The sequence below is a fragment of the Nocardia sp. 852002-20019_SCH5090214 genome, assembly GCF_001665865.1.
GTDB classification, from domain to species: Bacteria; Actinomycetota; Actinomycetes; order Mycobacteriales; family Mycobacteriaceae; genus Nocardia; species Nocardia nova.
Genome location: NZ_LZMK01000334.1, coordinates 18,946 through 30,434, shown reverse-complemented (window position 1 = coordinate 30,434; position 11,489 = coordinate 18,946). Strand labels below are relative to the sequence as shown.

Sequence of the window (11,489 nt, the reverse complement as noted above, 5' to 3'; positions counted from 1 at the left end):
AGCGCACACATCAGCAAGTTCGATGGCATCGAGGCCGAGTACTGCCCGGCGCGCGATACCGCATCGGGGCCGCTCCGGGCCTCTGTGAGCGTGGAGATGAACCACGAGGTCATCGGGTATGCGCGGTTGTATCTGTCGATCGAGGATGCTCGCACCCTCGCTGAGCAGCTGCCGCAGATCCTGATGATGCACGACGTGGCGGAGCGGCTGGCGGCGGAAAAGGCTGCCTGATGTTCACGCCTGAGCGGGGAATGCGTGCGGCGCGGGTGTTCGCGGTCCTGGTGATCGTGGGCGTCGGCGCTGCCGCGTTCCGCTTGTCGTTCGCCACGCTGCGGGATCTGGCCAAACTGGCGCATATTCCGGCGTCGGATGCATGGCTGTTCCCACTGATCATCGACGGCACGATCGTTCAGGCCACCGCCGGCGCTTTGGTCCTGGCCAAGTCGGCGGAACGCAAGTTCTTCACCTGGGTTCTGGTGGTCGGGGCGCTGGTGTCGGTGGCGGGCAACAGCATCCACGCCGTAGCCGCTGGCAAAGAGCTACCCGCGTGGCTGTGCGCGATCGTGGCGGCCATCGCCCCAATATCGCTGCTCGTGGACACGCACGGCCTGGCAGTGCTGTTCCGTGCCGCCCAAGATGATTCGGCTCCCGTCGCTGCGGTGGCCGAGTCCGAACAGGATGCTCCCGCCGCTGCCGAAGACGACCGCGAAACTGTGGAGCCCGAACCTGCCGCGCCTGCCCCGATGGTGCCTTCTGTGCCTGCGGTGGCTGTGGCGCAACCGATTCCTGTTTCTCGACCCGCGCAGCCGTTGCTGCCGGTGTCCGTCCCGATCGGGAGCTGATTTGTCATGGAAACCACTGGTGCTGTGACCGTGGGTGCTGCCACGCTCGCCGTCACCGCCGCTGCCCTCGGTGTGGCCGGCTTCTTGGCGTTCGGTCCGCGCCACGAGGTGGCTCCGGCCGCTGTCGAACACGCCACCGGCAAACCGGGCTGCGTGATGTTGTGCGACGACGAACCCTCCCCCGCCGCACCGGATTCCGGCTGCACCATGTTCTGCCACGAGCCGGGGTTGCCTCCGGCGGATGTGCAGGGCTGTCAGCTGCTGTGCGGCCTCGACAACTCGAAGGAGCCCTGGCAATGACTGTCGTCGACATGGTTCCGGTCGCGGCGTCGGCGGTAGGGGCGCTGGTGTTCGCGGCGCACATTCTGCCGTGGGGCCGCCGTCCCGCCACCACCACCGCGGTGAGCCTGGAAAACGAATTGGCCGAGGCCCCGGAGATTCTTCGCCCGGCAATCGTGTCGTTCGCCTCCACGGCCCACGCACAACTGATGTTCTCCCTGCTCAAGCTCGGCTCGGTCGAGACCGGGTTCCCGCGCGTCGAGTGGTGGGACTACTCCCGCCACGGCCTGACCGTCGACCTGCTGATGCGCGGTGGGCAAACCCTGTCCGACTGGACCAACGACGACACCCGCTCCCGCATCGCTGACCACGTCGGTGTCGAACAGGTCACTGCGTCCTCGCCTGCTCCGGGCTGGGTGCGGCTGGAACTCCGCGTTCACGACACACTGGCCGAATCGGTCACCACCGACCCCGCCACGGTGGCTGCCGGTGTCGACCTGGAAGCGGTTCCGGTGGGTGTCCGTGAGGACGGCGCGCCGTGGCTGCTGCGGATCCTGTACTCACACATCCTTCTTGCCGGTGCCACCGGTTCGGGTAAGGGCAGTGTGTTGTGGTCGATCCTGGCCGGCCTGGGCCCGGCGATCAAAGCCGGGTTCGTGGATGTGTGGATGGCCGACCCGAAAGGCGGTGTGGAGTTCGGACGCGGTGAAAACCGGCTGTTCGTCCGCTTCGCCGTCGACGCCTCCACCATCCTCGCCATGCTGCGCGAGGCCGTGACCGAGATGGACGAACGCCTGGCCCGCATGCGTGCCGCAGGGGTCCGCAAGCTGGTGCCGTCACCGGATGAACCGTTGATCGTGATCGTCATCGATGAGGCCGCGTCGCTGTCGTCGTATGCCGACCGTGACGAGCAGAACGAGTTCCGGCGTCTGACGGGCATGTTGCAGTCCAAGGGCCGCGCTGCTGGTGTCTCGGTGATCGCGGCCCTTCAGGACCCGTCCAAGGAGACGATGCCCAACCGGCAGCTGTTTCCGGTGCGTGTCGGCTTGCGCCTGGACGAGCCGACACAGACCGCGATGGTGCACGGGCAGGGTGCCAGGGATCGAGGAGCGTTGTGCGACAAGATCCCTGAGACCACGCCAGGTGTCGGTTACGTCGGCGAAGACGGAACCACCGAGTTCGTGCGGGTGCGTGCGTTCTGGATCTCCGACGAGCAGGCCGACGCGATCGTGGACATGTATTCCCCGGCAACCGATTTCGCCCCGGCCGCTGATTACAGCGACTTCGACCCCGACGACCTGGGTGATGACATCCCCGGCGACGGCTACACAGGTCCGGTGGCGGCATGAAACGCGGACTCGTCACCGAAAACCACGTGGTCATCTACTGCGATAACTGCGGGGACCTCTACACCGACGCTGCCGGGGAAGCGGTCTGCTTCACCTCCACCCATCACGCCGCCTACTACCTCGCCGCCGGCCGAAACGGCTGGCTCTACGACGGTGACCGGATCACCTGCGACGGCTGCGCCATCACCGCCAAATGCGACCTGCGCGGCCACCGCTTCCCCTCCACGAACACCCTTCGCCGCTGCGACCGCTGCGGTGCCCCCGATGAACAGGAGAACCCGAAATGAGCAAGCGCACCAGCGAATACGCCGATGTCATCGACCTGCACAGCCGTCGCCGCTGCCAGCTCGAAGCCCGCGGACTCGACCCGATCGGTATCGCGGTGAACATCCTCGCCGAGACCGGAGAGGTGTTCGGCCACGGCTACGACCCCGACGGCGGGGACTGGGCCGCATGAGCACCAAACAGGAGGCACCGCAAGTGAATCCGATCGTGCAGGCGGCAGCGGATCGGGTGCGCAAGTCCAAGCGCCGCAAGGTCAAAGACCTCCCGCGCAGGCAGCGCCCCAGTGAGCTGGGGCTGTTCGACGAATCCGAGGTGAAGCAGTGAGCACGACGACCAAAACCACGACCACGGTCCGGACCCGCCGCGATCCCCTTGAGGACCTCGCAACTCTGTTCCTCGCCGCGATCGGCTGGGCGGTGATCGCGGTGTTCCTCGCGGTCTGGTGGGCGCTTCTGTTCCCCATGGTGTCGTTGCCGATCGCTGCGGTGGCCGGCCTTTTCTGGTTCTACGGCTGGCTCCCGGCCCTCGGCATGACACTGGCCATCGTGGCTGCCCTGGGGCTGTGGCGGGTGAAGGCCCCGAAATCGTTCTCCCGCTGGATCACTCGCCGTGTCCGCTCGCGGTTCCTGACCTGGTTCCGATATCGGCGGCAGTGGTCGTCACGGATGGACGATTGCAGCCTGTCGGCCCGTGACGACCTCGGCGCGGCGGTGAAGATTCCGCGGCTGCTGGGCATCGACATCGGGAAGGCCATCGACACCGTGCGAGTCGCGATGCTGCCCGGTCAATGCCCCGACGACTGGGCCAACCGCACCGCCCATCTGGCGCATGCGTTCGGGGCGCAGGAATGCCGCGTCAGCATCACCGGCCCGGCTCGCGTGGAACTGGCGTTCCGGCGCGCTGATTCGCTCGCTAAGCCGATTTCGGCCCCGTTCGCACACATCCCCGGCGGACTGGGCGGGCTGCCACGTCAGGAAGGCGGAGACGTCGCGTGAAACCCATCAACCTCGAGGGAGGCCAAACCATGACAGACCAACAGCCTGACACCGATCCGGCCTCCCTCGGCCCTGTCCGGGGCACCGCCGCCGATCGCCGCTCGATTCCGAACCTGCACGAGATCGCCCAGGCCGCCGCCGACAAACACGGCGAGTGCCGACGCCCGATCCCGATGTACACCTATGACCCCGATACCGGGGATACGAAATATGTTGGCGCCCCGTGCAAATCGACGCTGGAAAGTGTGTGCCCGTCGTGCGCGGCCAAGGCTCGCTCCCTGCGGATGCAGCAAGCCCACGAAGGCTGGCACATCGAAACCGAACCCGTCGACATCAAACGCGACCCCACCCAACACCAACTGGAGCTGGTCGAGACCCGCGCAAGCCTGATGACCAACTATCAGGAAGCCAAGGCATCCGGCGACCAGGACATGATGGACGGTATCCGCGAAGTGGTCGCGGACGTGGATGCGGATCTGCGCGAAACCGGTGTGCGCGGGCGTCTTCCGGCTCTCGATCCCGAGCCGAAATCGGAGCGCAAACGGTCCACTCGACGTCGCCAGGACGTCCCCGATCTGCCACGCAAGAAGATCGACAAGGCCACGATCGGCCGTCAGTACGCGGGCAAGTACCGGCCCTCGATGTTCATCACGCTCACCCTGGACTCCTACGGAAAAATCAATCGTGACGGTGCCACCAACGCGGACGGCAAACCGTGCTCGGATGGATCGGCCGCCGATCCCGATAGCTACGACTACCGGCGTGCTGCCCGGGACATCGTGTTCTTCCCAGCGCTGTTCGACCGGTTCGTACAGAACTACCGGCGCGCTACCGGCCGCGATATCCAGTACTTCGCCACTGTGGAACCGCAGAAGCGCGGGGCACCGCATATTCACATGGCTGTGCGCGGCACCGATCCACGGGCTTTGATTCTCCAGATCGCGGCCGCGACCTATCACCAGGTGTGGTGGCCGCACTTCGACCCGGACAACGAGCAGTACACCGATGGACACATGCCGGTCTGGGACTACACAGCCGGCCGATTCGTCGACCCCGACAACGGAGAGCCGCTGCCCTCGTGGGACGAAGCGATGGACATGCTCGATACGGTCGACGACCTCGAACCGGCCCACGTGGTGACCTTCGGCGAACAGATCGACCCGAAGGACATCAGGGGCGTGCTCGGGGGCAGTGAGGAAGCATCCCGGCATGTCGGCTACCTGACCAAATACCTCACCAAGTCCATCGCTGAGGTGATCGAGCCCCAGTCCGCTCGCGCCGCCGATCACTACGACCGGCTCCACGCGGAACTGTGCAAGACACCCTGCTCACCTAACTGCGGTGTCTGGCTGCGCTACGGCATCAATCCGAAGGGTGCCACCGACAAGACCCAGCCGGGTCGTTGCAAGGGCAAAGCCCACCGCCGAGACACCCTCGGCCTGCGCGGTCGCCGTGTGCTGGTCTCGCGCCGCTGGACCGGAAAGACCCTCCCGGATCACAAGGCCGACCGCGCCGAGTTTGTTCGGCAACTTCTCGCCCAGGTCGGCATCCAGAAACCCGATACGTCCCGGCTGATCGTCAAACCGGTCGAGCCGGGAGACAAGAACGTGCCACCTCGCGAGCACCTGGTCATGGCCTCGATCGCTCAACGGATCAAATGGCGGGCCCAATACGAAAACGCTCGCCTGGCAGCGGGACCACCCGGCACACAACAAGGTTCGGCCATCGACAACGCAGCATAGGAGGGGTTTTCATGTCCAAGCTTCTGAACGAGGCGGAAGTTCGCAAGCTCATCCCGATCGGGCACAGCAAGTACTACGAACTGATCGGCTCCGGTGAGCTGCGCTCGGTGAAGGTCGGGCGGCGCCGGTTTGTCAGCGAACAGGCGGTGGCCGATTACATCGACGCTCTGGACCGGGCGGCATAGCGTCATGCCCAGACAGCGGATGGCCCCCGGCGAGTGGGGCAAGATCTCCGTCACTCAGACCGGGCCGGAGAAGTTCACCGCGAGCACCTACGTTCGTGATCAGGACGGGAAGCGCCGCCAGGTCGAGCGCAGTGGGCGAAGCGAAGAAGATGCCCGGCGGAATCTTCAGCGGCACTTGAAAACCCGAACCTCGCCCTCTGCGAGCACGGTGATAACGGAACGTACGACGCTCGCTGAGTTGTTCGCATTGTGGATCGCGAGCAAGGAGAAAGCTGGGCTGAAGGGTCAGAGCGTCGACAAGTACCAGCGAGCTTGGGACAAGCACGGCGTCAAGCAGATCGGTGAACTGCGGGTCCGAGAATTCCCGACCAGTCGCGCGGAGAGCCACCTCGGGATCGTGGCTGAGTCGGCCGCGAGTCAGGCCAAGTTTCTCCGGGTGGCACTCACCGGCATGTTCGCGATGGCTGTCCGGCATGACGTGCTGGCAGTCAATCCGCTCCGTGAAACGTCGCGGGATACGAGGAAGAAGACGCCGGTACGCGCTTTGACCGTGGACGAGTTCGCGAGAGTTCGCGCGGCGGTGCTCGCGTACACCAAACGTGAACACGTTTCCGGTCCACCTCCCGGACGCCTGCTGCCTCCATTCGTGGATGTGATGGGCTCGACCGGGTGCCGGCCGAATGAGGTTCTCGGTCTTCGCTGGTCGGATGTCGATTTGCTGTCCGATCCGCCGGTCATGACGGTCGCGGGCACGATGATCGATCACGGCAAGGTCAAAGGTCAGTCGTTGCGTCGGCAGGATTCGCGGAAAGGTGACGCGCCCGATCACACAGTCGTATTGCCCGCTCTGGCTGTCCAAGCTCTGGCCAAGCTGCTCGGTGAAGCGAGCAAGGATCTCGAATCGCTGGAGACTCTCGCGGACAAGCCGGTCTTCCCGAATCGTGATGGCGGGTGGATGAGCCTCAACAACCTCCGGCGATCTCTGCGTGCCGCGTTGCCCGAGGATCTGAAATGGATCACTCCGTACTCGTTGCGGCGCACTGTCGGAACGGTGATCCGTGACGGGCTCGGAGTCGAGCAGGCGCAGGCCCAGCTGTCTCACGCTCAGCTGGCGACGACCGAACATCACTACGTCGAACGGCGCACGCACGGACCGGACGTTCGCGAGGTCCTCGACCGGTACGCGAAGGAAAGTACGGATCCGAATGTAAGGGGAAAGTGAGGGATTTCACCCCGATGATCTTGGAAGGAAAGAGCCCCCGATCTGCTGATGCAGCTCGGGGGCTCTTTCCTGCGCGCCCGGAGAGACTCGAACTCCCAACCTTCTGATCCGTAGTCAGATGCTCTATCCGTTGAGCTACGGGCGCAGGTCCTGTTCAGTTGTGTGCCCGGTTACCCGGGCGTGGCGGAGGCGAGAGGATTTGAACCTCCGGTCCCCGTGAAGGGACAACTCATTAGCAGTGAGTCCCATTCGGCCGCTCTGGCACGCCTCCTGGAGCCTTCTTTCGAGGGCGCCGGTCCTTTCGAACCGCCGAGAGGCAAGAGTACAGAGCAACCGGTCAGGACGCAAAACGGCTGGTCAACGCAGGTGACTGTCGAACCAATCGAAGATTCTGGTCTGTGCGTCGATCAGGAGCCGCTTCTCGTCCTCGGGCAGCTGCTCGAAGTCGGCCATGTCGAATCCGGGATGGTCCGGGCGGTGATGCAAGCCGGGGTAGCTGACCACCAGGGTGGCCACCGCGGCGCGCGCCGCCGCGTCACGCAGGCGTTCCACGTGATCGGCCGGGTTGACGGGATCGTCGTTGCCGTAGAGACCGAGCCAGGGGGCCTGCAACTGCGGGGCGGCGTCCACCAGTGCCGTCGCCTCCGCGGTCAGCGGCTCCATGATGCCGGGTGCGGCGACGCTCACGGCCGCACCGATGGGACGGTTCGTGGCGACCAGCAGTGCGGCGGTGCCGGCGTTGTCGAAACCCAGCACGCCGACGGTGTCGGCGTACACACCCCGGCCGACCAGCCAGTCGAAGCAGGCATCGAAATCGGCGAACAGATCCGCGCCGAACACCTGCTCGACCTCCGCGCCGCCCGCGACGGCGGTGGCGACCGCACCCGGCCCGTCGGAGACCCGCGCCCCGACGGCGGCGAGATCGCGGTCGTTGACCGTCCCGGCGCCGTCCCCGTGACCCTTCTGCCGATCGAAGCGGTGGAACAGATTGGGCGCCACCATGATCCAGCCTTCACCGGCCAGCGATTTCATCATTTCCAGCAATACATCGGCAAACTGACGGGACTCGTGGAGTACGACGATGCCGCCGCGCGCGTAACCCTCCGGCTCGATCACCGTGATGGGCACCCGACCTCCGGCCGCCGGGCCCGGAGCGCCGTCGACCACCTGCCCGCTGTCGCGCAATGGTGCTTCATCTCGATAGATGCCCGACATGAAACCAGGGTAGTTCGCATCCGTTACATTCGGGAGAAGTTGCACGGAAGTACCCATTCCTCGGAAAATTTTCCGACATACCGCCCAGCCGGTTCGGACCCGCAGACGGACCGCCGGGCCCTCCCGGACAACCGCGGCGAGCCGCCGCGACGTGCGAGGAATTAAGGTGTTGGGGTGAGTGCTCGTATTCGTCCGGACCTCGAGTCCATTCCGGCCTACGCTCCGGGTCGCAGTCATCCGGGCGCCGTGAAACTGGCCAGCAACGAAACCACCCAGGGGCCGCTCCCGAGCGTGGCCAAGGTGATCGCCGAGGCTGCCGAACTCATCAACCGGTACCCGGACAACTCCTCCGGCGAACTTCGAGCAGCCGTCGCCGAGTTCCACGACGTCGCGGTCGAGAATGTCGCGATCGGCTGCGGCAGCGTCGCGCTGTGCCAGGAACTGGTCCAGATCACGTGCGCCTCCCCCGCCGACGAGGTGGTGTTCGCCTGGCGCTCGTTCGAGGCGTATCCGATCGTCACGCAGGTCGGCAACGCGACTGCCGTGCCGGTGCCGCTGAACGACGAATTCGCACACGATCTGGATGCGATGGCGGCGGCGATCACCGAGCGGACCCGGCTCGTCTTCGTCTGCAATCCGAACAACCCGACCGGAACGGCGTACGGCCGTGCCGAATTGACCCGCTTCCTCGACGCGGTCCCCGACGACGTGCTGGTGGTGCTCGACGAGGCGTACTTCGAATATCTGCGCCAGCCCGCCGACGATCGGGCCGACGGCGTCCAGATCGGCCGAGGGCGCGCGAATGTCGTTGTGCTGCGCACCTTTTCGAAGGCATACGGGCTGGCGGGGCTGCGGGTCGGTTACGCCGTCGGCGATCCGGAACTGATCACCGCGCTGATGAAGGTGCACATTCCGTTCAGCGTGAATCGGCTGGCACAGGCCGCGGCCATCGCCTGCCTGCAGGCGCGGCACGAACTGCTCGACCGCACCGATCATGTGGTGGCCGAGCGGGAACGTATGCGCGAGGCGCTGCTGGCGGCCGGATACCGGGTACCGCCGAGCCAGGCCAACTTCGTCTGGCTGCCGCTGGGCGAGCACAGCGCGGAGTTCGGCGCGGCCAGTGCCGAAGCCGGAGTTCTGGTGCGGCCCTACGGCGCCGACGGGGTGCGGATCACCGCGGGCGATCCGCACGAGAACGATCGGTTCCTGAGTTTCGCCACCGCACCGGACACCGTCGCGCGCTTCGCCGGCTGAACCGGCTCCGCGGCGGTCAGCGCACGCCGAGGGCTCCCGCCAGCGTCGGCCACGCCCTCGGCAGCTCGTCCTTCCAGTACGGCCAGGAATGCGTGCCCACCGGACGCAGATCGACATCCGCCGGGATCTGCATGCGCTCCAGCCGATCCGCGAGCGCCATCGTGCAAGCGTTGGCGCCGGCCTCGAGCGGGCCACCGAATCCGATCGTCGAGAACGCTTCCGGATTGCCCGGACCGTCGTAGGGCCCCGGCACACCGGAGCCGGCGGACAGGAAGATCGCCTTACCGCGCAGGGTGTCGGCGTGCATCATCACGTCGTGGGCGAGCCAGTCGGGATCTTCCTGCTTGCCGAACATGTTGTCCGGATCGCCACCGTAGGTGCGCACCACGGCCCGCGCCTGCGCCTGCCCGAAATCCGAACCCATCGCATAACAACCACTGTGGGCGGCGACAGCGAGATAGGCCTGCGGGTTGCGTATCGCCAGCATCATCGCGGCCTCCGCCCCCATCGAGACGCCCTCCACGGCATCGCGGCCGTTGCCTTCGAAGGTCGCGTCCATCAACGGCGGCAGTTCCCGAGTGAGAAACGTCTCCCACTTGTTGGTGCCGAGCACCGGATCCGGATGCTGCCAATCCGTGTAGTACCCCGCCGGGCCGCCGATCGTGAGGACCACGTTGACGTCCTTGTCGGCGAAGAACTGCACCGCGCCACCCCGCTCGGTCCAGTTGTTGTACTGGTTGCTCGCGCTACGCCCGTCGAGCAGATAGACGGTCGGGCGCGGATGGCTGCGATCGGCCGGTAGCAGCACCTGCACCTGCACCGTGCGTCCCATGGCCGGGGAGTCCACGAAAACCCGCAGCCAGCGATCGTTGATCGGTTCGATGTGGTCGATCGACGCGGTGGCCGGACGGGGATCGTCCAGCGCCGGAGGCGGCCCCTCGGCGGAACCCGAATCGGCCGGGGGCGCGGGCGCGGCGGCAATCGACGGCGCTCCCCAGATCGCCCCACTCATCAGGAGTGCGGCGATGGTAGCGCCGGACAGCCGACGCCGTATCCGGCGACGAACCATGGCCGCCATCCTGCCAGAGGTCGTGCGAGGCGTCGAAAACCCACGACGGCCCGATCTCCGGCGAGTCTTCCGACGCTCCGCACCGATTCGGCATCCCCGCACTCGCGCCAGTAGGCTGAGACACCGTTCCGGCGCGCCCGGAACGAGGTGGGTTGCCCGAGCGGCCTAAGGGAACGGTCTTGAAAACCGTCGTGGTTCACGCCACCGTGGGTTCAAATCCCACACCCACCGCAGGTGAAGGGGCTGTCACCAGGGGACTGTTCCGGCGTCGGAGAAGAATCCGCCGGTCGGTCCGTCGTCGGGCAGGGTGGCGAGGTGGATCGCGATCGCGGCGCCCTGTTGGGGGGTTCGGACGCCGCGGAAGCCGTTGAGGTCGGTGGCGGTGTAACCGGGGCAGCCGGAGTTGATCAGGATGTCGGTGTCGGCGAGTTCCTTGACGTATTGGACGGTGACCGCGTTCAGGAAGGTCTTCGACGCCGCGTAGGCAGCGGAGATCGGGCCGGTGTCCGCGCCGGGCGTGGTCTGCAGCGTGAGCGAGCCGACGCTGCTGGACATGTTCACGATCCTCGGTGCTGCCGAACGCCGCAGCATGGGCAGCATCGCGTTGGTGACGCGGATGACTCCGATCACGTTGGTTTCCACAGCCTCACGCACGGTCGCGGGATCGACGGTGGTGGGTGTCTGGGGCATGCCGCCGGTGATCGCGGCGTTGTTGACCAGGACGTCGAGCCCGCCGGCGCGGTCGGCGATCAGGTCCGCCGCGGCGGCCACGCTCGCGTCGTCGGTCACGTCGAGCGGAACGCCGAAGGCATCGATCCCGTCCGCGCGGAGCTTCTCCACCGCCGTGTCGCGGCGTTGTGCGTCGCGCGCGCCCACACCGATTCGCCAGCCGAGGGCGCCCAGCCCCGCCGCGATCTCGTATCCGATTCCCTTGTTCGCACCCGTCACCAGCGCGATCGTCTGTTCACTCATACCGTCGATCCTGGTTCGGTCGGGGGTGGCGGGTCCAACACCGATCGGGTGGCCGCTGATACCGCACGGGTATCAATGCC

Annotated in this window: 15 protein-coding genes and 3 tRNA genes; 13 read left to right on the top strand and 5 right to left on the bottom strand. The window is 66.2% G+C overall.

The window, feature by feature from the left end; translation table 11 throughout:
- The 11 genes from A5780_RS41365 to A5780_RS26505 all read left to right on the top strand — a co-directional run.
- A partial coding sequence (locus A5780_RS41365; RefSeq protein WP_082976742.1) for a hypothetical protein occupies window positions 1-231 on the top strand: 231 nt, incomplete at its 5' end.
- Window positions 232-251: 20 nt separating this feature from the next.
- A complete protein-coding gene (locus tag A5780_RS26535) occupies window positions 252-842 on the top strand; it encodes a DUF2637 domain-containing protein (RefSeq protein ID WP_064909980.1) in 591 nt (196 codons plus the stop codon).
- A 6-nt stretch (window positions 843-848) separates the two neighbouring features.
- Complete coding sequence (locus A5780_RS26530) at window positions 849-1,142, top strand: hypothetical protein (RefSeq protein WP_064909978.1); 294 nt, start codon at window positions 849-851, stop codon at window positions 1,140-1,142.
- Window positions 1,139-2,470: an FtsK/SpoIIIE domain-containing protein gene (locus A5780_RS26525; protein WP_064909975.1), complete on the top strand. Its 1,332-nt coding sequence runs from the start codon at window positions 1,139-1,141 to the stop codon at window positions 2,468-2,470. Before A5780_RS26530 ends, A5780_RS26525 begins: the two co-directional genes overlap by 4 nt.
- Window positions 2,467-2,757: a hypothetical protein gene (locus tag A5780_RS26520; protein ID WP_064909973.1), complete on the top strand. Its 291-nt coding sequence runs from the start codon at window positions 2,467-2,469 to the stop codon at window positions 2,755-2,757. The genes A5780_RS26525 and A5780_RS26520 overlap by 4 nt, the downstream gene beginning before the upstream one ends.
- Window positions 2,754-2,927: a hypothetical protein gene (locus A5780_RS40310; RefSeq protein WP_156769674.1), complete on the top strand. Its 174-nt coding sequence runs from the start codon at window positions 2,754-2,756 to the stop codon at window positions 2,925-2,927. The genes A5780_RS26520 and A5780_RS40310 overlap by 4 nt, the downstream gene beginning before the upstream one ends.
- The gene (locus tag A5780_RS41360; RefSeq protein WP_181064100.1) at window positions 2,924-3,079 is read left to right on the top strand and encodes a hypothetical protein; all 156 of its coding nucleotides are present in this window, start codon (window positions 2,924-2,926) and stop codon (window positions 3,077-3,079) included. The genes A5780_RS40310 and A5780_RS41360 overlap by 4 nt, the downstream gene beginning before the upstream one ends.
- Window positions 3,076-3,750, top strand: a complete 675-nt coding sequence (locus A5780_RS26515) for a hypothetical protein (protein ID WP_064909971.1) — start codon at window positions 3,076-3,078, stop codon at window positions 3,748-3,750. Before A5780_RS41360 ends, A5780_RS26515 begins: the two co-directional genes overlap by 4 nt.
- Window positions 3,751-3,779: 29 nt before the next feature.
- A complete protein-coding gene (locus tag A5780_RS26510) occupies window positions 3,780-5,492 on the top strand; it encodes a replication initiator (protein WP_064909970.1) in 1,713 nt (570 codons plus the stop codon).
- An 11-nt stretch (window positions 5,493-5,503) separates the two neighbouring features.
- Window positions 5,504-5,677, top strand: a complete 174-nt coding sequence (locus A5780_RS40305) for a helix-turn-helix domain-containing protein (protein WP_156769673.1) — start codon at window positions 5,504-5,506, stop codon at window positions 5,675-5,677.
- A gap of 4 nt (window positions 5,678-5,681) precedes the next feature.
- Entirely contained in the window at window positions 5,682-6,899 is a 1,218-nt protein-coding gene (locus A5780_RS26505) for a site-specific integrase (RefSeq protein WP_064909968.1), read from the top strand.
- Between the two features lie 72 nt (window positions 6,900-6,971).
- Here the strand turns inward: A5780_RS26505 and A5780_RS26500 are convergent.
- The 3 genes from A5780_RS26500 to A5780_RS26490 all read right to left on the bottom strand — a co-directional run bounded on the left by A5780_RS26500 (window position 6,972) and on the right by A5780_RS26490 (window position 8,114).
- Window positions 6,972-7,044: transfer RNA gene (locus A5780_RS26500), tRNA-Arg, on the bottom strand.
- 36 nt (window positions 7,045-7,080) lie between these two features.
- Window positions 7,081-7,170: transfer RNA gene (locus A5780_RS26495), tRNA-Ser, on the bottom strand.
- 86 nt (window positions 7,171-7,256) lie between these two features.
- On the bottom strand, window positions 7,257-8,114 hold the full coding sequence (locus A5780_RS26490; protein ID WP_063010828.1) for a dienelactone hydrolase family protein: 858 nt from the start codon (window positions 8,112-8,114) through the stop codon (window positions 7,257-7,259).
- A 174-nt stretch (window positions 8,115-8,288) separates the two neighbouring features.
- On the opposite strand from A5780_RS26490, the gene hisC reads away from it, so the two are divergent.
- Window positions 8,289-9,368, top strand: coding sequence for a histidinol-phosphate transaminase (gene hisC / locus A5780_RS26485; RefSeq protein WP_064909966.1), 1,080 nt, complete (start codon window positions 8,289-8,291; stop codon window positions 9,366-9,368).
- Window positions 9,369-9,384: 16 nt separating this feature from the next.
- On the opposite strand, the gene A5780_RS26480 is transcribed toward hisC, so the two are convergent.
- Window positions 9,385-10,380, bottom strand: a complete 996-nt coding sequence (locus tag A5780_RS26480; RefSeq protein ID WP_231509341.1) for an alpha/beta hydrolase family protein — start codon at window positions 10,378-10,380, stop codon at window positions 9,385-9,387.
- A 203-nt stretch (window positions 10,381-10,583) separates the two neighbouring features.
- Between A5780_RS26480 and A5780_RS26475 the strand changes: the two genes are divergently transcribed.
- Window positions 10,584-10,668 (top strand) — tRNA-Ser (locus A5780_RS26475).
- Window positions 10,669-10,683: 15 nt separating this feature from the next.
- On the opposite strand, the gene A5780_RS26470 is transcribed toward A5780_RS26475, so the two are convergent.
- Window positions 10,684-11,409, bottom strand: coding sequence for an SDR family NAD(P)-dependent oxidoreductase (locus tag A5780_RS26470; RefSeq protein WP_063010824.1), 726 nt, complete (start codon window positions 11,407-11,409; stop codon window positions 10,684-10,686).
- Window positions 11,410-11,489: the final 80 nt, after the last annotated feature.